This window comes from Campylobacter sp. CS_NA3, from assembly GCF_027797495.1.
Taxonomy (GTDB): domain Bacteria; phylum Campylobacterota; class Campylobacteria; order Campylobacterales; family Campylobacteraceae; genus Campylobacter_B.
This window is the reverse complement of the sequence record NZ_CP115609.1, coordinates 842,268-861,523: the sequence shown is the minus strand read 5'-3', so window position 1 is coordinate 861,523 and position 19,256 is coordinate 842,268. Positions and strand designations below refer to the sequence as shown.

The following is a 19,256-nucleotide window of genomic DNA, read 5'->3' as shown; positions in this document are numbered from 1 at the left end:
ATTTAAATTTGGCATTAGTTGATTTGATTGATGTAACTAAAAAATTCGGTTCAAATGTCGTTTTGGACGCTGTAAATTTTAGTGTCAATGACAAAGAACGCATCGCTATCATCGGCAAAAATGGCGGCGGAAAATCAACTTTAATGAAAATTTTATGTGGAATTTATGAAGTCGATGATGGCAGAGTAGTAACGCAAAATAACATAAATATCCAAATGCTAGAACAAGCTCCAAAATTTAGCGAAAATCTCTCTGTAAAAGATGTTTTACGAAACGAAGCAAAGGAAATTTATAACGCCATAGCCGAATACGGCGAGATTTTAGATCAAATCGCAAACGATCCAGATGATAAAGATTTACTTGCGTATCAAGATAGGCTTATTAAATTTATAGATTCAAAAGACGGCTGGAATATCGACAATAAAATCGAGCGAATTTTAGTGCATTTCAAGCTAAAAGAGTATGAAAATCGCTCTGCTTGCACACTAAGCGGCGGCGAAATTCGTCGTGTGGCTCTTGGGGGACTAATCTTAAAAAAGCCTGATATTTTGTTGCTTGATGAGCCGACAAACCACCTTGATGTCTATATGGTTAAATTTTTGGAAGAATTCTTGCTAAATTCAAAACAAACCATCGTTTTTATCTCGCATGATAGATATTTTATCGACAGGCTTGCGACGCGTTGCGTGGAGCTTGAAGACGGGCATTTAAGCAATTTTGACGGCGGTTATGCAAACTATTTAGAAAAAAAACAAGAAATGTTAGCAAGTCTTCAAAAGTCCCATGAAACGCTACTTAAACAGCTAAAATACGAAGAAGAGTGGCTTAGACGGGGTGTAAAAGCAAGGCTTAAACGCAACGAAGGCAGAAAAGCTAGAATTTTAGCCATGCGTGAAGAAGCTAAAAAAAATCCGGGCGCAATCCGAAAAGTAAAACTCGAACTCGAACGCGCAAATAAGAGCTTTAATAAAGGCGGACTTGATGAAAATCGCCGTAAAATGCTTTTTGAATTTAAAAATGTCAGCAAAAAACAGAACGAAAAAACGCTATTTTCAAATTTTAACGCTAGGGTCTTGCAAGGCGAGAGAATCGGCATAGTAGGGGCAAACGGTGCAGGCAAAAGCACACTTTTGCGAATAATGCTTGGCGAGAGTAAAATCGACGGCGGCGAGATTAAAAGGGGCGATATTAAAATCGGTTATTTTGATCAAAGCAGAACGGGCATTAGCGATGATAAAAGTTTGATTGAAATTTTCTGCCCAAACGGCGGAGATCATATAATGGTTAGAGGGCACTATATGCATGTTTATGGGTATCTTAAAAACTTTTTATTTCCAAAAGAGTTTTTGGATAAGCCAGTAAGCGTGTTAAGCGGTGGCGAGAGAAATCGCCTAGCTTTGGCAAAGCTTTTTACGCAAGAGTTTGATTGTTTGATTTTAGATGAGCCGACAAATGACCTTGATATCGCCACTATAAACATTTTAGAAGAGTATTTGATGAGTTTTGAAGGTGCCGTTATCGTCGTCAGCCACGATCGCTATTTTGTCGATAAAATCACAAATAAACTTTGGGCGTTTGAAAACGGAAATATAGATCAAATTTATGTGCCATATAGCGAGTATTTGGAGTATGAAGACGAGATAAAAGAGCTTGATGAAATCGAAAAAGAATTCGATAGCAAAAAGACAAACGACGCAAACAAAAAAGAAAAAACACAAAGCGCGAAACTCTCATACAAACAAAGTAAAATCCTTGAAGAATATCCTGCCCTAATCGAAGCCTTAGAAATTCGCATAAAAGAGCTAAACAAGGCACTCTCAACGCCTGAAATTTACCAAGAAGTCGGAATTCAAACGCTTTTTGAAGAGCTTGAAGAGAAAAAGGGCGATTTGTATAACATGGAAAACGAATACTACGAAGTTTTATCGATTGCTGAGAATTTAAAATAATCCAAATTTACTAATTCGTGCTAATATTTGCAAATTTAAAATTTACAAAAGGAAAAAAATGGTTTGGTTTTTAGTGGTTTTATACCTAATTTATACGATTTACAAGATTTTTTTATCGAATTTAGAGCTAAATTTTGTGCGTCAGAAAATGAACGAAAAAGCCGTAGTTTTAAGCGAAGAAGATTATATAAATGCAGGAAATACGGCAATCATAAATCAAAAATTTAGCATTTTTAGCGATTTTTACGGGCTTTTAGTTGCCGTTTTTTGGATAGTTTTTGGGGCTAGTTTTTTGCAGAATTTCATCTATGAAAGTGGCGTTTTTCAAAACGAAATTTTTAAAGCGACTGCCCTTGTCGTGGCATTTTTGATAATAAATTCACTTCTTAGTTTGCCGCTTGATATTTATAGCTCGTTTGTAAAAGATAAAAAGCTCGGTTTTTCAAATATGACGCCTAAAATTTTTATCGTCGATACGCTAAAATCGCTTCTTTTAATGCTTATTTTTGGCTCGTTGTTTATTTGTGCGTTGATATTTTGCATACAAAATTTAGGGAATTTTTGGTGGATTTGGGCGTTTTTATTTAGTTTTTGCGTGATTTTGCTTATAAATTTGATCTATCCGACCATTATCGCGCCGATGTTTAATAAAATGTCGCCACTGCAAGACGGCGAATTAAAAGAGCAAATTTGCGAACTTTTGCAAAAATGCGGGTTTAAGTCAAGCGGCGTTTTTGTCATGGACGCAAGCAAACGAGACAAACGCCTAAATGCCTATTTTGGCGGATTTGGTGCGACAAAAAAGGTTGTGCTTTTTGATACGCTTATCGAAAAGCTAACTCAAAATGAAATTCTTGCGGTCTTAGGGCATGAGTTAGGACACTTTAAGCACGGCGATATTTTGAAAAATATTGCGCTTAGTTTTGTGCTTTTGGGCGTGATTTTTGCGGTATTTGGGAATTTGCCAAATTCGGTTTTTTCCGCGCTAAATTTAAAATTTGACGGCGGGGCGATTTTGGTTTTTATGATTTTGTTTTTGCCGATTTTACAGGCATTTTTGGAGCCTTTGGTTTCCAAATTTAGCCGTATGCACGAATTTGGCGCAGACGAATTTGCTAGCAGCGTTCAGGGCAAAGACGATATGATAAGTGCGCTAAAAAAACTTGGTAGCGAAAACAAAGCATTTCCAATTTCGCACAAAATTTACTCGGCTGTGTATCACTCGCACCCAAGCCTTTACGAGCGAATAAACGAGCTAAAATGACGATAAATGAAGCGTTAAAATTTGCTAAAATTCGCGTGAATTCAGACTTCGTCGCAAGGGAAATTATCAAATTTTGCGAAAATTTTACAAACGAGAGTTTGGTTTTAAATTTAAACGCCAAGCTTAGCGATTTTGACAAATTTTCTCACGCCGTCGAGCGTTTTGCCGGTGGCGTTCCGCTCGAATATATCACAAATAAAGCCGAATTTTTCGGGCTTGATTTTTTTGTCGATGAAAGGGTTTTGATCCCGCGTTTTGAAACCGAAATTTTGGTAAAAAAGGTGCTAAATATCGCTTCAAATTTTAAAAATCCAAAAATTTGCGAAATCGGCACAGGTAGCGGGATAATCAGCATTTGCCTAAGAAAAAATTTGCGTGGCGCAAAAATCATCGCAACCGATATTTCACAAAATGCAATCGAAGTTGCAAATATAAATGCTAAAAAGCACGGCGCAAAAATCGAATTTAAGCACACTTCGCTTATGGACGGAGTAGAAGGCGAATTTGACATTATCGTTTCAAATCCGCCGTATATCGCAAATTCTTACGAGCTAGACGCTAGGGTTTTAAACGAGCCAAAAATCGCACTTTTTGGCGGAGAAGTCGGCAACGAAATTTTAGAAAAAATCGTGCAAATCGCCAAAACTAGGGCAAAATTTTTAGCTTGTGAAATGGGATATGATCAAAAAGAGAGTATGGAAAAAATTTTGCAAAACGCAAATTTTCACGCTATTTTTTACAAAGATTTAGCAGGGTTTGATCGCGGTTTTAGCGCAAAAAACAGAAACTTGGTATAATTTTAAAAAAAGCAAAGGCAAAAAATGACAAAATCGCAAATTTACAGGCTTTATTGTTACAGGGCATTTGGTTATAAATATGTCGATGAAGGCTTTTTGCTCGAAGATTACGATATTTGGTTTGATGATTTGAATAAATTAAAAAAAGAGCTTAAATTTTGCAATCTTTGCGAACTCTGCAAAACGCGCAACAATGTGTTAATCCCAAGTGGAAATGAAAACGCAAAGATAATGATAGTTTTCGAAAGCCCCGGTTTTAGCGCAGATAAAAATGCGACGGCTTACAACGGACAGCTTGGCGAGAAGTTTTTTGAGATTTTTGAAGAGGTCGTCGGTGTGAGTGTAAAAGAGTGTTACACGACATTTTTGATGAAGTGTAGAATTCCGCAAAATAGGAAAATCGATAGAAATTTACTGCTAAAATGTGCGCCGTATTTAAGCGATGAAATTCGCATTTTAAAGCCAAAAGCAGTGCTTAGTTTTGGCGAACTTTGCGCGAAAGTTTTACTTAGAAATGATAATCTGCCTAGCCTTGATATTATCCACGGAAGCCTTTTTAAAGATAGCGGGATTACCTATATACCGACATTTGGAGTAAATTTTTTGCTTTCAAATCCAAGTAGGATTGATGATTTTAAAAGCGATTTAGAAAAAATCAAGCAGTTTTTGTGAATTTTAAGCTTACAAGCCTTAATAACTTTGCGAATTTTAAATTTTCGTATCGTTTTTGGCGATACGACCTTGTTTTAAATTTGTTAGAATAATAAAATTTAATAAATGTAAAAATTTGATGAGCAAGGATACCTACCTTACGAAGCTAAGTAGTCAAAAAAAAAATGCCAATTTTACAACTCATAAAATAAATGTCACAAATTTTCACAAAATTTTTATTTAAAGCAAAATTCTTAAAAATTTAAGCAAATTCTTAGGGGAGGGTATTATAATGTAAATATTTTTGAAAATAAAACCAAAGGAAATTTATGGAAGCAGGAGTTAGGGCTTTTAGTTTTTTAACGCAAGAACAATTTATCATAGTGCCGTATTTTCAGCGTCCCTATGTTTGGGAAAAGAAAAATTGGGAAAAATTATTTAATGATTTAGTAAATGATTTTCCTAATAAACCACATTTTCTTGGTTCATTGGTTTTTAAGCAATTAAATACAGTTTCTGGTAGTCATAGAAATTTAATTGACGGACAACAAAGATTGACGACTTTTTTCATATTGGTTAAAGTTCTTTATGATGATATAGAAAAAGATTTGGACGAAACTGATAAACAAAACTACAAAAGCTATATATACAATGATTTTTCCAAAAAAATAACTAAACTTATCCACTCAAAAGCAGATAAAAAATCATTTGATGATATTTTTAAAGATGACTATAAGGAAGAGTATTCTAGCTCAAAAGAAAAAATTCATCAATGCTATGTTTATCTGAAAAGTCGTGTTCAAAATTTGGAAATCGACAAGATTAGATTTTTTAAATTTATTACTACTAGTAAATTTTTTGTAGTGGTAAGCCTTGGTATAAATGACGATGAGCAACAAATTTTTGACTCTATAAACCAAACTGGCAAAGCACTGGGAGCTAGTGATATTATAAAAAATATTTTGTTTTATAAACTTTTAAAAAGTTGTGATGGTATTGAAAAAAATCAAGATGATATAGCCCAAATTTATAATGAAAAATGGTTTGAAATTTTTGAAAGCGATAAAGACAATGGCAATGGAGAAAAAATAAAAGATTTTTGGATTAGCGAAGTTAAAAGCTATTCTAAAAATGTGAATATTTTATATTACCTTGCCATTTCAAAGGGTTTTTTCAGTTTAAAAGATAAACATAAAAGAGATGATTTGGGTTTTGTGTATAAAAAATACATTGAATATAAAAATTTTTATGAAGTTGAGAAGTTATTAGATGAAATAAAGCTATACGCAAATGTATATCAAAATTTAGCTTGGGCAAAACCAAGCGAAAACTATAAATTTAGTGAATTTGAAAAAAGGCTAATGCATATTATAAGCATTACAGATTACGAAAGCCTTGTGCCGCTAATTTTGCAACTAAAACTTTGCAATTTGAACGAAGATGAACTAAAAAAATGTTTCAAGGAGATAGAAAAATTAGCCGTGCGTAATTGGATTGCTAGAAATCACACAAAATCTTTTGGAAATATAGTCGCAGAAAATATCAAAGAAGTTAGAGGCTATGACACACTAAAAGAAATTTTGCCTAAATTTGGTAAAATTGCAACCAAACAAATCATTGCAACTTTAAGCGGAAAAGATTTGGAAGGAAATTTTAAAAACCTTGAAAACAACCGAGCAACGCTAGTGCTATTTTGGATAGAACTTTCAAAACGCACTGCTAAACACGATATGCAAGGTTTGCAATACAATTATTCACTAGAACATATAATGCCACAAAGCACAACTAAAAATATAAATGAAAATTGGAGCAGTGTGTGTAATGACACAGACAAGGCAAAAGAGCTAGTTTATCAAATCGGCAATATGATGTTGGTTACGCAGTCATTAAATTCAGCTTTATCAAATAAAAAATGGTCTGAAAAAAGAGAAGAATTAAAGAAGTTCAGTAGCTTAATTACAAGTGAAAAAGTTTTGGATAAGGATGATTGGGACGAAAAAGCTATAACGGATAGAACAAAAGATTTAATAAAAGATTTTTTTAAAATTTGGGGAAATGACGGGGAATTAGAATAAGTTGAGAATTTATTTAAAACTTCTAATGAAATAGAATAGATTGAAAGTTGTAGGGTGGGCTTCCTTGCTCACCGCAATGGTTAAATAAAGGATAAAATGATAAAATTTAATAAATGCAAAGAATTTGGTGAGCAAAAATACCCACCCTACAAAGCTATAATTAATTTGTAAATTTCACGGAGTTAAATTATGATTTCAAAAACTGCTTATATAAACGGGATAAACTGCCATAAATCATTGTGGCTTAGCAAATTTAGAAAAGATTTGATAACAGATGATAAAAACGAAAGCATTTTACAGAGTGGTATAGAAGTCGGCAAAGTGGCAAGAGAGTGTTTTAAGGGCGGAGTAGAGATAGAATTTGACGCTTTAAATTTTGGCAAAATGATAGAAAAAACTAATGAATTTATTGCTAATAATCAAAAAATCATCTATGAAGCTACATTTTCAAATGAATTTGGATTTGCTATGGCTGATATTTTGGTTAAAAACGGCGATAGTTACGAAATTTACGAAGTAAAATCAAGCTCACACATAAAGCCATATCACATAGATGATGCTAAATTTCAATACTTTGTCATAAATTCGCAAATTCCAGTTTCAAAAGTCTGCATAATGCACATAAATAGCGATTATGAGCGAAACGGGGAGTTAAGCTTAAATGAGCTTTTTAGTTTTTGCGACATTACAAGCGAAGTTATGGCTAGCCAAAGCGAAGTAAAGGCAAAATCAGAAGAAATTTTGCAAATGTTAAAAGCTAAAAATGAGCCTTGCGTAAAGGTTGGCAAACATTGCTTTTATCCTTTTGAGTGCAAATTTTTAAATTATTGTTTGGGGCAAATGCCTGAAATATCAGTGTTTAACCTGCATAGGATACAAAAAGAAAAAGCTTGTGAATACTTTAATAAAGGCATAAAAAGTTTTGAAGATATAAAAAATAGTGACATAAAACTTAACGAAAGGTGGCAAATTCAGCTAAATACGACCAAAGATAGCCCATATATAAACCAAGAAATTTTGGATAATTTTTTTAGTAATTTAAAATATCCGATAAATTTTTTCGATTTTGAAACTTTTACTGACGCCGTGCCGAGATTTAACGCACAACGCCCGTTTATGCAAATTCCGTTTCAATACTCGCTTCACATTTTGCACGAAAATGGCAAGTTGGAGCATAAAGAATTTATAGGAGATGGCGTAAGCGACCCAAGAGCAAACTTGATAGAAAAAATGCTGGGTGATATTACGCCAAATGGAAGTATCGTGGCGTATAATATGAGTTTTGAAAAGGGCGTTATCCAAAATTTAGCCAAATTTGATACCAAATTTGCTAGTAGGCTTTTAGCCTTAAATGAACGATTTGTTGATTTGATGTTTCCGTTTAGTAATTTTGGCTATTACGATAGCGAATTTAAGGGAAGTTTTTCTATAAAATCTGTTTTACCTGCTATGTTTAAAAATGATGATGAGCTAAGTTATAAAAAACTTGAAATTCAAAATGGTGGTATGGCAAGTGCGATTTATGCAAATTTTGCAAATTTAACACAATTTGATCGAGAAAAACAAAGAGAAAATTTGCTGAAATATTGCCGTTTGGATACTTTGGCAATGGTTAGGATTTTTGAGAGATTGTTAAATTTAAAAATAGAACTTAGCAAAACAAATTTAAGCAAAGTTTATAAGTGGCTAAATGCTAAACAAAATTGCATTATTGCGATTTCTGCGATAAAAAATGAGATGAATAATTTGCAAATTTTAAAAGAAAAAAGTTACGAGCTTGAAAGAGATATTAAAAAAGCTAGATTTAAATTTGTCAAAATCATCGGCGGTTACGCAAAACAGGGGGAATTTAGTGCGTTGGAAAACTCATTTTTGGTTTTATTTTCAAAAAATGAGATTGAAAAAGCGATGAAATATTTTTCATATCTTTGCAAAAAATTTGATATAGACTGCTTTGTTTTATTTGGCGATGAAAATGGCGAATATATAGATAAAAATGGCGAGATTGCGAATAAATTTGACAAATTTTCTTTTGAAAAGTTAGAAGAATTTTTTACAAATTTAAAAAACGGCGAGAAATTTTCATTTGATATGGCAGTTGTAGAAGAAAATTTAGATATTACTCGCCGTTGGAATAGTATTTTAGAACGCATTATGGCTGAGATTGTATGCAAAAGATTAGATATGGCAGTGAAACAAGGCACAACTTTTGAAGAGCAATTGCATAAATAAATACCAACCCTGTGGTGTTTTAATGTAAAATTTCATAATAAGGGAGAAATATGAAGTATTTTTATATTCACGGCTATGGCGGGTCAGGGGCGCAAACAGCGAAAAATATCGAAAAACTAGGGATTAAAGTTGAAGTTCTAGGCTGGGATAGCAAAAAAGACTTCGAAACAAACTATCAAAATTTATTGGCACAACTACCAGAAAAAGACGAGTATAAAATAATCGCTTCATCGCTTGGGTGCTATTATGCCAGAGCACTTGCTGAGAAAAAATACAGCAATTTGGTTCTTTTCAATCCGTGTTTTGACCCACAAAACTATGATTTCATTGTAGAACGAGCGACTTACAATTATAAATTTAACCCGTCAATTACGATTGCAATGAGCATTTTTGTATCCGAAAGCGATGAAGTTTTGATAGATAATGTAGAAAAAGTTAAAGAATTATTCAGCGGTCACTGCTATATCGAAACAACAAACGAAAAACACCGAGTAACAGATTTTTCGAAATACAAAGATACAATATTAAAGGAAAGTTGGTTATAAGTATGAAATTTAGCGAAAAATATTTCAAAAACAAAAATTTAAACATTGAAATTTTAGAAATCAAAGACATATTCAGGTATAAAATTTATAAAATTCGTATAAAAAGCAAAGAAAATTATGAAAAACTAAAAGAAGAAATATCATTTTTAAGGCGTGATTTTGAAGTTATGTTTGAAGAAATAAGTGACGAAGTGATGACATTTTATCTGTATTTGGCACAAGATGAAAATAGTCGGAAAGTATTAGAAAAAACAGAATTTGAAGCCGATTTAAGTAAAAATGATAAAAAATATGAAATTGCGGTATATTGTGGTAGAGATATGGAAAATAAGCCGTATTTTTTAAATTTAGTTGATTGTGGGCATATTTTTATAGCAGGAGTTACCGGAAGCGGAAAAACCGTGCTTTTAAACAACTTTATAATCTCTATTGCAAAACTAAATTCAAATATAGAATTTATTTTTATCGAACCAGAGTATAGATATGACTTTGGAATTTATGAAAATTTAGTAAATTTAAGTGAAATTTCTAACAAAAAAGTAGTAAAAGAGCCGCAAATAACGCACGAGATTATCAAAAAAATTTTACAAGAGATGAAAAACAGATATAAAATTTTTGATAAAAATGGTGTTAAAAAAAACAGCGAACTTACCAAGCCGTTTGCTAATATAGTTGTTATGATTGATGAAGATAATGGGAATTTGTTTTGTGAAAATAGTGCGTTTTATAATGAAAATTCGCAAAAATCACTAGAAATATTAGCCGAAAAAGGTGCAGCGGCTGGAATTTTTATAATATTTTCTAGTTTAGCAGGAGCTTTACGAGGTTACTCTTTAAATTTAATGAAACATTTTCCTACAAGAATCACAATGTGTACCGCTACTTCAAAGGAATCAAGATTGATTATAGGCGAGGACGGAGCAGAGAATTTGCTAGGCAAAGGTATTATGTATTTGAAAATGAACGATAAAAAAACAATGCTTTTTGCTCCATTTTTAGGATACGATGAAGAAATAAAAGAAATTTTCTCATAGCGAGTAGGCGGCAAAGCTTCGCATGGTGGGCATTTTCGCCCACCGAAAATCTAAAATTTCAGCTTAATGCTTAAAATTTCTTAAAAAATTCGATTAATTCAGGTTCAAATTTGGTAACTCGTCCGTTTTGCAAATATGCGATTGTGATCTCTGCGCTAAATAAAAGCTCGTCAAATTTATTTCCGTCGATGTCTTCAAGTCGGTAAATTTTCTGCTCGAAGATGGCACTTGCTTTGCCGATTTCGAGCGTTTTGCTTCGCACTTCTACTATGTCGCCGTATTTGGCAGGGCGAACGAATTTCGCACTTAAATTTGCAACAACCATATATTTTGATTTATCCAAATTTAGCCTTGCTCTAAGCAAAGCTTCGCTTCTAGCGCGTTCGCAAAATTTTATATAGTTTGAGTGATAAACGATCCCTTGTGCGTCGGTATCTTCAAAATAAACTCTAAATTTCATTTTTGCTCCGAATTTTGGCTCGAATTTGCCGAATTTGAGCGTGGAAATTTCATAAAAAATAGAATTGTTTGCGCGATTATCATAAATTTCATCGTCCATTCGCTACCTTTGTGAATTTTTGCAAATTCGGCTGTTTGAGTAGCGGCTGCACCTGCTTTTTGCGCTTCGACTATATAGTCTGTAAAAACCAAAACGAAAAGCACCATAAGTATCAAATTTAGCACAGCTAACATTAGCGTTGAAAAGCGAAAATTGAAATTTTGTGATTTATTATTGTTGAAATTTACCATTTCAAAAATAAACGAAATCGCCGTGATTATCATAAGAATTTTGTTATATTTTAAAAAAATTTGTGTCATAAGCTGACCACTTTGAAAGTGGCTTAAAACGCCATCACCTAAAAAACTTTGCGGGAAAAATATTGTCGGGGCGACAAATGCGCCAAGAGCGAGTTCTATGCCGATTAAAGCGGCTAGTAAAAACAGATAAATTCCTAAAATTTTACTCATTTATTTCCTTTTGTTATTCTAAATTTTCATTGTATTCAGGGGTTTCGTAGATATTTCCGACTATTTCAAGGCTATCAAAGCTTCCTAGCATTTTGTATTGTTCTATATCTTTAAAATAAACGGTAAAACCGCCGATGACTTCGTTATATAGCACGGCTGAGACATCGTTAAATGCCATGCTCGTTTGATTTGTGTTTTTTACAATGTCGCCTTCGAAAATTTCTTTGCCGTTTTTGTCAAACATACCTGTTGATTGCGAAATTTTAATCGATTTTAGCGGTTCAAGCTCTTCTTTTTTGTATCTTAGAAAAAAACCTTTTCTAGTGTAGCCTTTTAGCTTATAAACCACGCCGTTATCGATGTCAAGATAAAAATTTTCCTTTTCCCAGTTGCCTAAGAATTTTTTATTTGCATAATCCCAAAGTCTAAATTTGATAGATCTCATAGCAAATTCCTTTTTGTAATCTTAGTTTAACAAATGCTATTTTATCACTTAATATTAAAAATCTGATTAAATTATTTATTAACCGATTTTTAAGCAATTTTTTTATAAAATCCAACTCTTATATTGTGAAAAAGGAAAATCATGAAAAGAACATATCAACCGCATGTAACTCCTAAAAAGAGAACACACGGATTTCGCGTTAGAATGAAGACTAAAAATGGTCGCAAAGTTATCAACGCAAGACGCGCAAAAGGCAGAAAAAGATTGGCTGCTTAGGTGAATTCGCTCCTATAAGCGATAGCAAGATTTTTGCCGAGATCTACAAAAACGCCAAAAAATGGCACTGCGAGACCGCAGTTGTTTATTTTTTGGCTAGCGAGAATAAAAATTTAGCCGTAGTCGTAAGCAAAAAAGTAGGTAAAGCGGTAGTAAGAAACAGAGCCAAAAGGCTTTTAAAAGCCGCTTTTTTTAATATAAAAGACGATTTAGCAAGCGGAACTTACATTTTGATAGCCAAAAAACAGATTACACAAGATGTAAGTTTTGATAAAATAGAGAAAAATTTGAGATGGTCGTTTAAAAAAATCGGTTGTGTTAAATGAAATTTATCTTTATTAAATTTGTAAGATTTTATCAGCTTTTTATTTCGCCTATTTTACTGGTATCTTGCAGACATTATCCGAGTTGTTCGGAGTATTCGCTTTGGCAATTTAAACATAATAGTTTTTTTGGCGCATTTTTTGCGACAATTTTACGGATTTTAAAATGTAATCAGTTTTTCAAGGGTGGGATTGATTATCCGATTATAAAGGCGAATTTTTCGCCTATTAGCGTTTTTTCAAAAACTAGCGTAAAAAAACCGAATTTTTGGTTGATCCCAAACGGAAAAAACAGATATTTCGTTGTAAAATCAATTATATAAAAGGAAGTTTAGTGGATAATTCAGCTCAAAAAAGATTGGTTTTGGCTTTGGCACTTGCCTTTATATTTTTTATAGCCTATGATCATTTTTATCTTTCAAAAATCAGAGAAGCTCAGGCATTAGAAGCAAACAAAACAGCACTTCAAACTCAAAATGCCGCTCCAAAGGTGGAAAATTCAAATTCTCAAAGCTCGGCAACTCCTGCGCCTACAACAAGTGTGGTAGTTAAAGAACCTATCGTAAAAATCGCCACACAAAAAGCAGATTTAAGTATTGACGAGCTTGGACGGATAAATTCTTTTGTTTTAAAAGAAGAAAAATACAAAAATGATAACGGCGAAGCGATAAATTTGATTAAAGCAGATATGTCGCCGTTGCCGCTTGAAATTCGCTTTGAAGATGCAAATTTAAACAATCTTGCGTTTGCTACACCTTATACGGCAACTTCGTCAAATTTAGACGCCACAAATGGCTCAGCAAATTTGGTTTTAACTCAAAATTTAGGCGATATTGTAGTTACAAAAAATTTGACATTTTATCCTAACGGAAACTACGATATAAAAGTAAATTTAAGCAAAAATGCAGTTTTTTATATAAGCCCAGGAAGCCGTCCTAGTGAAGTGATTGATGGATACACTATTCATGGTGGTTTGGTGCGAAATGCAGACGAGAGTTTGGCTATTTTTGAAGACGGCGATGTAAAATCAAACGAAGTCATAAATAACGCAAATATCGCAGCAGTTTCTGATAGATACTATACGAAATTTTTCTACACAAACGGAAACGATTTAAATGTCGTGCTTACTTCAAAAGACGATATTACGCAGGTTTTTGCCAAAAGTAACGGCGAATTTAACGCCGGTGGCTATATCGGACCAAAAGAGTATAAAACGCTAAATAGCATTGATAGCAAACTTACAAATGTCATCGAGTATGGTTGGTTTACTTTCATCGCTAGACCTATGTTTAAATTTTTAAGTGCAATTCACGATTATATCGGCAACTGGGGTTGGGCGATTGTGATTTTAACGCTTATTATTCGTTTGATTTTATTCCCTTTGAGCTACAAAGGTATGATGTCGATGAATAAGCTAAAAGATTTGGCGCCAAAAATGAAAGAGCTTCAAGAAAAATACAAAAATGAACCGCAAAAACTTCAAGCTCAAATGATGCAACTTTACAAAAAACACGGAGCGAACCCAATGGGCGGTTGTTTGCCGATTTTACTGCAAATTCCTGTGTTTTTTGCTATTTATCGAGTTTTATTAAATGCTATCGAGCTAAAAGGCGCACCGTGGGTTTTATGGATTCAAGATTTATCGATTAAAGATCCGTTTTTTATCCTACCGATAACTATGGGTATTTTAATGTTTTTACAACAAAAAATCACACCTACGACATTTACCGACCCTATGCAAGAAAAGGTTATGAAATTCTTGCCTTTGATTTTTACATTTTTGTTTGCGACATTTCCGGCAGGTCTTACGCTGTATTGGACTATCAACAATATGGCTTCAATCGTGCAACAATACGCGATAAATAAACTTTTTGACAAACAAAAAAAATTGGCAGCGGAGAAACATAATGAAGATAGAAGCTAAAAATTTAGAACTAGCATATAAACAAGCCGCCGAAAAACTAAATTGTTCTATAACCGAACTTGATATAAAAGTTATCCAACACCCAAGCGGCGGACTTTTTGGATTATTTAGTAAAAATGCGATTATAGAAGTTAAAGTCGAAGGCGAAAAGGAAAAATTTGAGAAAAAACAAAAAAATCCTAGAAAAAAGCCAAATTTGCATGAAAACGCAGAAGCAAAACAGCATAAAAAAGTTAAAAAAAGCGAAAACAAAGAAGCAAATTCGAGCCAAAATTCAACTCAAAATTTAGAAAATTCATCAAATTTGGAAAATTCGCAATCGCAAAATTTAAAAACTCAAAATAGCGAAGAAGCAATTGCTCCAAAACCTGCGAAAAAATCACGCAAAAAAGAAGAAAGAAAGCCAAAATCGCAAGTTAGCGATGAAGTTTTAGAAGAGATTAAGATTAAACTTGGCGAACTTTTAAGTGCGAGTGATTTTGCCGTAAGTGTCGTCGAAGTGAAAAAATACGATGATGAAAATGTTTATATCAAGCTTGACGGCGAAGATGCTGCTCTTCTTATCGGCAAAGAAGGTTATCGCTACAAGGCACTTTCGTATATGATTTATAACTGGATTAGCATAAAATACAATCTTTCGATAATCCTAGAAATTTCTGAATTTTTGCAAAACCAAGAGCGAATTTTAAATGAGTATTTAAGTGGTGTTATCGAAAAGGTAAAAACGGCAGGAAAGGCTTATACTAAGCCTTATGACGGTGCTTTGGTAAAATTTGCGGTAGATAGATTAAGGGCTGAATTTCCGGAAAAATATGTCGGCGTAAAAAGTGCCAAAAACGGAAAAATCATAGTCATAAACGACAACAGCAATGAATGATGACATTGTCGCCGTCGCCACAGCGCACGGCACAGGCGGTATATCCATAGTGAGATTAAGCGGTGCAAATTCGCTTAATCTTGCCCTAAAACTTATAAATAAAAATTCTCTAAAACCCCGTTATGCGACACTTTGTGAGATAAAAAATGCTAACGGCGAATTTATCGATGAAGCCATTGTGATTTATTTTAAAGCCCCGTTTAGTTTCACAGGCGAAGAAGTCGTCGAATTTCACACGCACGGCGGTTTGGTGATTTCAAATTTAATCATCGACGAACTTGTAAATTTAGGCGCTAGAATTGCAAGCCCGGGTGAGTTTAGCAAAAGAGCCTATCTAAACGGTAAAATGGATTTAACAAAGGCAGAAGCTATTCAAGCTCTCATAAATTCACGCAGCGAAAGCGCAACAAAAATTCTAGCTAAAAACCTGCACGGCGAACTTAAAAACTATGTCGAAACCTTGCGCTCGGAGCTTGTTAAGACACTGGCTTTTGTGGAGACTTGCATTGATTATGCCGAAGAGGATTTACCAAGTGATATTTTAGAAAAAACTAGCGCAATGCTAGATGAGAATTCAGCCAAACTAAGTAAAATCGCCGAAGTTAGCGAACAAAGAAAAGGGCTAATCGAAGGCTTTAAAGTCGCAATCATCGGCAAACCAAATGTCGGCAAAAGTAGCATTTTAAATTCACTCTTAAACTACGAAAGGGCGATTGTCAGCGACGAAGCAGGTACGACAAGGGATCGCATAGAAGAAAGCCTTAAAATCGGCACTCATATAATCCGCATTATAGATACAGCCGGAATTCGAAACGGAGCTTCAAATTTAGAAAATATCGGCATTTCGCACTCCATAAAGGCTGTAAAAGAAGCCGATATTATATTAGCAGTTTTTGACGGAGGTAGCGAATTTGACGGCGAAGATGAGAAAATTTTAGAAATTTTAAAAGATGAAGATAAAAAGGTTTTTTATATTATTAACAAAAGCGATTTAGAACAAAAATTTAGTAAAAATTTGCCAAATTCTATAAAAATTTCAGCTAAATTTGGTACTGATGAGCTTATAAATTCGCTAAATGAATATCTAAATTCACAAAATTTTGACGGACTTATGCTTAGTTCAAATCGCCAAATAATCGCTTGTAAAAATGCCGTAAATGCGATACAAAGGGCAAAGGAAAAGTTAAATGAAAGCGAACTTGAAATTTTTGCCTTTGAATTAAATGTCGCCATAAAAGAAATTTCTTCTATCTCTCGCCCGTTTGATAGAGATGAAATTTTAGATGAAATGTTTTCAAATTTTTGTTTAGGAAAATGAATTTTAATCCATTGTAATTGTGATTTTATTCCATTGTCATTGCGAACGAGCGTAGCGAGTGTGGCAATCGCCAGTGTTTAAATAACCACTACGCGAATTTGCAAATTTAAAAAATCAATCGAATTTGGCATTGTTATCATTTTTTAAATTTAGTTACTCAGAAAGTTGCTTTGCAGGGGGAAAGGGGGCTTGAATTGCGAAGTCGCTCCCCTTTCCCCCTGCAACCCCCTTACCCCCGACAACGCTTTACAAGGTTGCAAATTTAAAAAAGCTTTCGCTTTTTTAAATTTGCGATTTTAATAAAAACAATCACAAAATCAAATTTAAAGCTATTTTTGGGTATTATATTTTTTTATTTTTTATAAATTCCAAAAAAGGCTAAAAATGGATAAGAAAACTATCGAAGCACACAAAATCAGCGAAGACGAATATGCGAAAATTTTAGAAATTCTAGGGCGTGAGCCAAATTTGCTAGAACTTGGCATATTTTCTGCTATGTGGAGCGAACACTGCTCATATAAATCAAGCAAAAAATACCTAAACGGCTTTCCGACCAAGGCTCCATGGGTCATACAAGGTCCCGGTGAAAATGCCGGTGTCATCGACATTGGCGGTGGCATGGCTGCTGTTTTTAAAATGGAAAGCCACAATCACCCTAGCTATATCGAGCCGTTTCAAGGCGCAGCCACAGGCGTGGGCGGAATTTTACGCGATATTTTCACAATGGGTGCAAGGGTCGAAGCAAATCTAAATTCGCTTCGTTTTGGCGATGTCGTGGGAAATTCTAAAACAAATCGCTACCAAAGATATTTGGTCAAAGGCGCAGTTAGCGGTATTGCACACTATGGCAACTGCATGGGAATCCCTACAATCGGCGGGGAAACGACATTTGATAGCAGTTTTAACGGAAATATTTTGGTAAATGCCTTTGCTCTTGGAATTGTAAAAAGTGATGAAATTTTCTACGGCAAGGCAGAAGGCGTGGGAAACTCAGTCATTTATGTAGGTTCAAAAACAGGCAGGGACGGGCTTGGCGGAGCTGTTATGGCAAGTGATAGCTTTAACGATGAGAACAAATCTCTTCGCCCAACCGTGCAAGTTGGCGATCCGTTTGCCGAAAAGCTTTTAATGGAAGCTTGTTTGGAGCTTTTTAAGACTGATTATGTTGTCGGAATTCAAGATATGGGTGCGGCGGGTCTTACTTCTAGTAGCTTTGAAATGGCAGGACGAAGCGGAAGCGGTATGAAAATGCACTTAGATAAAGTGCCAATGCGTGAAAGCGGTATGACGCCATACGAGCTAATGCTAAGCGAGAGCCAAGAACGAATGCTAATTTGCGCGAAAAAGGGTTGTGAAGATAAGATAAAAGAGATTTTTGCGAAGTGGGATTTAGACGCAGAAGTCATCGGCGAAGTAACCAATACCGGTAAAATGGAGCTTTACTGGCATGGCGAGCTAGCTGGCGAGATTCCAATCGAGCCTTTAAGCGAAGCCGCACCTGTTTTAGACCGCCCTGTAAAAAAACCTGCATATTTAGATGAAATAGCGAATTTTAGCCTTTGTGGTTGCGAGTGTAATATAGATAATAACGAAGCTTTCGATAAAATGTTTAGCGAACCTGAAATACTAAATAAAAATCTAATCTACGATCAATACGATGCAAATATCGGCACAAATACTATAAAGCAACCGGGAACTTTGGGTGCTTTTGTAATGCGTGTGAAAGAAAACGGCGTGAATTTGGCGATGGGTATGGATTGTAACACCCGCATGAATTTTGTAAATCCTCGCGTCGGTGGCGCATTAGCCGTTGCCGTTAGTGGTCGTAAGGTAGCTCTTAGCGGGGCTACGCCGTTAGCAATTACAGATTGTCTAAACTATGGAAATCCACAAAACCCGGAAGTTATGTGGCAGTTTGCGCAAGGTTGCGAAGGAATTAAAGAGGCGTGTAAAGAGCTAAATACGCCTGTTGTGAGCGGTAATGTGAGCCTTTATAACGAAACTGAGGGCGTTAGTATCCAGCCAACCCCTGCTATCGTAACCGTCGGCGTAAATAAAAATGCAAATTTGCCTAGCCATTTTGTCGCAGAAAATGTCGCTGTTTATTTGGTTGGTGACACTAGTGGCGTGTTTGCGGGATCTTTGTATATGAAAACGATTTTAAATAAAATCGGCGGTGTTTTGCCGAATTTAGACTATAAAAAAGAGCTAAATTTATGGAATTTGGCGATAAAAGGCAACGAGCAAGGCATTTTTAAATTTGCAAACTCAGTCGGTGTCGGCGGTGTTGCCATAACACTAGCAAAAATGGCGTGTGTAGGCAAAATGGGCGGCGAGTTTAAAATGCCGTGCGATGATAAGCGAGATATTTTCGACGAGAGCTTTTCTCGCGCGATTTTTGGCGTGAGCGATGAAGCGAAATTTGAAGATTTAGCTAAAAGTTTGGGCTTAAATTTCCTAAAACTTGGCGTAACTGGCGGAGAAAAATTTAGCATAAATGAAGTTAGCCGAAATTTAGGCGATTTGCGAGAGATTTATTACAATAAATTTAGCGAGATTATTAGAAGCGAAGATTAA

At 34.6% G+C, this 19,256-nt stretch carries 18 protein-coding genes; 15 read left to right on the top strand and 3 right to left on the bottom strand.

Annotated elements, in window-relative coordinates; all coding sequences use genetic code 11:
* The first annotated feature begins 8 nt into the window (after nucleotides 1–8).
* The 8 genes from abc-f (at nucleotide 9) to PF026_RS04235 (ending at nucleotide 10,547) form a co-directional block, all read left to right on the top strand.
* Complete coding sequence (gene abc-f, locus PF026_RS04270) at nucleotides 9–1,949, top strand: ribosomal protection-like ABC-F family protein (protein ID WP_270870438.1); 1,941 nt, start codon at nucleotides 9–11, stop codon at nucleotides 1,947–1,949.
* A gap of 58 nt (nucleotides 1,950–2,007) precedes the next feature.
* Entirely contained in the window at nucleotides 2,008–3,213 is a 1,206-nt protein-coding gene (locus tag PF026_RS04265) for a M48 family metallopeptidase (protein ID WP_270863909.1), read from the top strand.
* Nucleotides 3,210–4,010 (top strand): peptide chain release factor N(5)-glutamine methyltransferase, encoded by an 801-nt coding sequence (gene prmC / locus PF026_RS04260; protein WP_270863908.1) that lies wholly within the window; start codon nucleotides 3,210–3,212, stop codon nucleotides 4,008–4,010. Before PF026_RS04265 ends, prmC begins: the two co-directional genes overlap by 4 nt.
* A 24-nt stretch (nucleotides 4,011–4,034) precedes the next feature.
* A complete protein-coding gene (locus PF026_RS04255) occupies nucleotides 4,035–4,682 on the top strand; it encodes a uracil-DNA glycosylase (RefSeq protein ID WP_270863907.1) in 648 nt (215 codons plus the stop codon).
* Nucleotides 4,683–4,990: 308 nt separating this feature from the next.
* Nucleotides 4,991–6,736, top strand: a complete 1,746-nt coding sequence (locus tag PF026_RS04250; protein WP_270863906.1) for a DUF262 domain-containing protein — start codon at nucleotides 4,991–4,993, stop codon at nucleotides 6,734–6,736.
* Nucleotides 6,737–6,925: 189 nt separating this feature from the next.
* On the top strand, nucleotides 6,926–8,968 hold the full coding sequence (locus tag PF026_RS04245) for a DUF2779 domain-containing protein (RefSeq protein ID WP_270863905.1): 2,043 nt from the start codon (nucleotides 6,926–6,928) through the stop codon (nucleotides 8,966–8,968).
* 50 nt (nucleotides 8,969–9,018) lie between these two features.
* On the top strand, nucleotides 9,019–9,513 hold the full coding sequence (locus tag PF026_RS04240) for a YqiA/YcfP family alpha/beta fold hydrolase (RefSeq protein ID WP_270863904.1): 495 nt from the start codon (nucleotides 9,019–9,021) through the stop codon (nucleotides 9,511–9,513).
* A 2-nt stretch (nucleotides 9,514–9,515) separates the two neighbouring features.
* Nucleotides 9,516–10,547: an FtsK/SpoIIIE domain-containing protein gene (locus PF026_RS04235; protein ID WP_270863903.1), complete on the top strand. Its 1,032-nt coding sequence runs from the start codon at nucleotides 9,516–9,518 to the stop codon at nucleotides 10,545–10,547.
* A gap of 70 nt (nucleotides 10,548–10,617) precedes the next feature.
* On the opposite strand, the gene PF026_RS04230 is transcribed toward PF026_RS04235, so the two are convergent.
* Genes PF026_RS04230 through PF026_RS04220 form a run of 3 tightly spaced genes read right to left on the bottom strand, consistent with a single transcriptional unit; the run spans nucleotide 10,618 to nucleotide 11,961 of the window.
* Complete coding sequence (locus PF026_RS04230; protein WP_270863902.1) at nucleotides 10,618–11,007, bottom strand: acyl-CoA thioesterase; 390 nt, start codon at nucleotides 11,005–11,007, stop codon at nucleotides 10,618–10,620.
* Entirely contained in the window at nucleotides 11,004–11,516 is a 513-nt protein-coding gene (locus tag PF026_RS04225) for a DUF4149 domain-containing protein (protein WP_270863901.1), read from the bottom strand. Before PF026_RS04225 ends, PF026_RS04230 begins: the two co-directional genes overlap by 4 nt.
* 13 nt (nucleotides 11,517–11,529) lie before the next feature.
* On the bottom strand, nucleotides 11,530–11,961 hold the full coding sequence (locus PF026_RS04220; protein ID WP_270860865.1) for a YopX family protein: 432 nt from the start codon (nucleotides 11,959–11,961) through the stop codon (nucleotides 11,530–11,532).
* Nucleotides 11,962–12,102: 141 nt separating this feature from the next.
* On the opposite strand from PF026_RS04220, the gene rpmH reads away from it, so the two are divergent.
* The 7 genes from rpmH (at nucleotide 12,103) to purL (ending at nucleotide 19,256) form a co-directional block, all read left to right on the top strand.
* Complete coding sequence (gene rpmH / locus PF026_RS04215; protein ID WP_270860866.1) at nucleotides 12,103–12,237, top strand: 50S ribosomal protein L34; 135 nt, start codon at nucleotides 12,103–12,105, stop codon at nucleotides 12,235–12,237.
* Entirely contained in the window at nucleotides 12,225–12,563 is a 339-nt protein-coding gene (gene rnpA / locus PF026_RS04210) for a ribonuclease P protein component (RefSeq protein WP_373566996.1), read from the top strand. The genes rpmH and rnpA overlap by 13 nt, the downstream gene beginning before the upstream one ends.
* The gene (yidD, locus tag PF026_RS04205) at nucleotides 12,560–12,883 is read left to right on the top strand and encodes a membrane protein insertion efficiency factor YidD (RefSeq protein WP_270863900.1); all 324 of its coding nucleotides are present in this window, start codon (nucleotides 12,560–12,562) and stop codon (nucleotides 12,881–12,883) included. The genes rnpA and yidD overlap by 4 nt, the downstream gene beginning before the upstream one ends.
* A gap of 11 nt (nucleotides 12,884–12,894) precedes the next feature.
* Nucleotides 12,895–14,484 (top strand): membrane protein insertase YidC, encoded by a 1,590-nt coding sequence (yidC, locus tag PF026_RS04200; RefSeq protein WP_270870439.1) that lies wholly within the window; start codon nucleotides 12,895–12,897, stop codon nucleotides 14,482–14,484.
* Nucleotides 14,468–15,361 (top strand): Jag N-terminal domain-containing protein, encoded by an 894-nt coding sequence (locus PF026_RS04195; protein ID WP_270870440.1) that lies wholly within the window; start codon nucleotides 14,468–14,470, stop codon nucleotides 15,359–15,361. The genes yidC and PF026_RS04195 overlap by 17 nt, the downstream gene beginning before the upstream one ends.
* Entirely contained in the window at nucleotides 15,354–16,679 is a 1,326-nt protein-coding gene (gene mnmE, locus PF026_RS04190) for a tRNA uridine-5-carboxymethylaminomethyl(34) synthesis GTPase MnmE (protein ID WP_270870441.1), read from the top strand. Before PF026_RS04195 ends, mnmE begins: the two co-directional genes overlap by 8 nt.
* Before the next feature lie 384 nt (nucleotides 16,680–17,063).
* Nucleotides 17,064–19,256 (top strand): phosphoribosylformylglycinamidine synthase subunit PurL, encoded by a 2,193-nt coding sequence (gene purL / locus PF026_RS04185; RefSeq protein ID WP_270863897.1) that lies wholly within the window; start codon nucleotides 17,064–17,066, stop codon nucleotides 19,254–19,256.

What these genes read in the sequence shown, in the direction of transcription:
- PF026_RS04265 (WP_270863909.1), top strand. Translation starts at nt 2,008, where the DNA reads ATGGTTTGGTTTTTAGTGGTTTTATACCTAATTTATACGATTTACAAG.
- prmC (WP_270863908.1), top strand. Translation starts at nt 3,210, where the DNA reads ATGACGATAAATGAAGCGTTAAAATTTGCTAAAATTCGCGTGAATTCA.
- PF026_RS04255 (WP_270863907.1), top strand. Translation starts at nt 4,035, where the DNA reads ATGACAAAATCGCAAATTTACAGGCTTTATTGTTACAGGGCATTTGGT.
- PF026_RS04250 (WP_270863906.1), top strand. Translation starts at nt 4,991, where the DNA reads ATGGAAGCAGGAGTTAGGGCTTTTAGTTTTTTAACGCAAGAACAATTT.
- PF026_RS04245 (WP_270863905.1), top strand. Translation starts at nt 6,926, where the DNA reads ATGATTTCAAAAACTGCTTATATAAACGGGATAAACTGCCATAAATCA.
- PF026_RS04240 (WP_270863904.1), top strand. Translation starts at nt 9,019, where the DNA reads ATGAAGTATTTTTATATTCACGGCTATGGCGGGTCAGGGGCGCAAACA.
- PF026_RS04235 (WP_270863903.1), top strand. Translation starts at nt 9,516, where the DNA reads ATGAAATTTAGCGAAAAATATTTCAAAAACAAAAATTTAAACATTGAA.
- PF026_RS04230 (WP_270863902.1), bottom strand. Translation starts at nt 11,007, where the DNA reads ATGAAATTTAGAGTTTATTTTGAAGATACCGACGCACAAGGGATCGTT.
- PF026_RS04225 (WP_270863901.1), bottom strand. Translation starts at nt 11,516, where the DNA reads ATGAGTAAAATTTTAGGAATTTATCTGTTTTTACTAGCCGCTTTAATC.
- PF026_RS04220 (WP_270860865.1), bottom strand. Translation starts at nt 11,961, where the DNA reads ATGAGATCTATCAAATTTAGACTTTGGGATTATGCAAATAAAAAATTC.
- rpmH (WP_270860866.1), top strand. Translation starts at nt 12,103, where the DNA reads ATGAAAAGAACATATCAACCGCATGTAACTCCTAAAAAGAGAACACAC.
- yidD (WP_270863900.1), top strand. Translation starts at nt 12,560, where the DNA reads ATGAAATTTATCTTTATTAAATTTGTAAGATTTTATCAGCTTTTTATT.
- PF026_RS04195 (WP_270870440.1), top strand. Translation starts at nt 14,468, where the DNA reads ATGAAGATAGAAGCTAAAAATTTAGAACTAGCATATAAACAAGCCGCC.
- mnmE (WP_270870441.1), top strand. Translation starts at nt 15,354, where the DNA reads ATGAATGATGACATTGTCGCCGTCGCCACAGCGCACGGCACAGGCGGT.
- purL (WP_270863897.1), top strand. Translation starts at nt 17,064, where the DNA reads ATGGATAAGAAAACTATCGAAGCACACAAAATCAGCGAAGACGAATAT.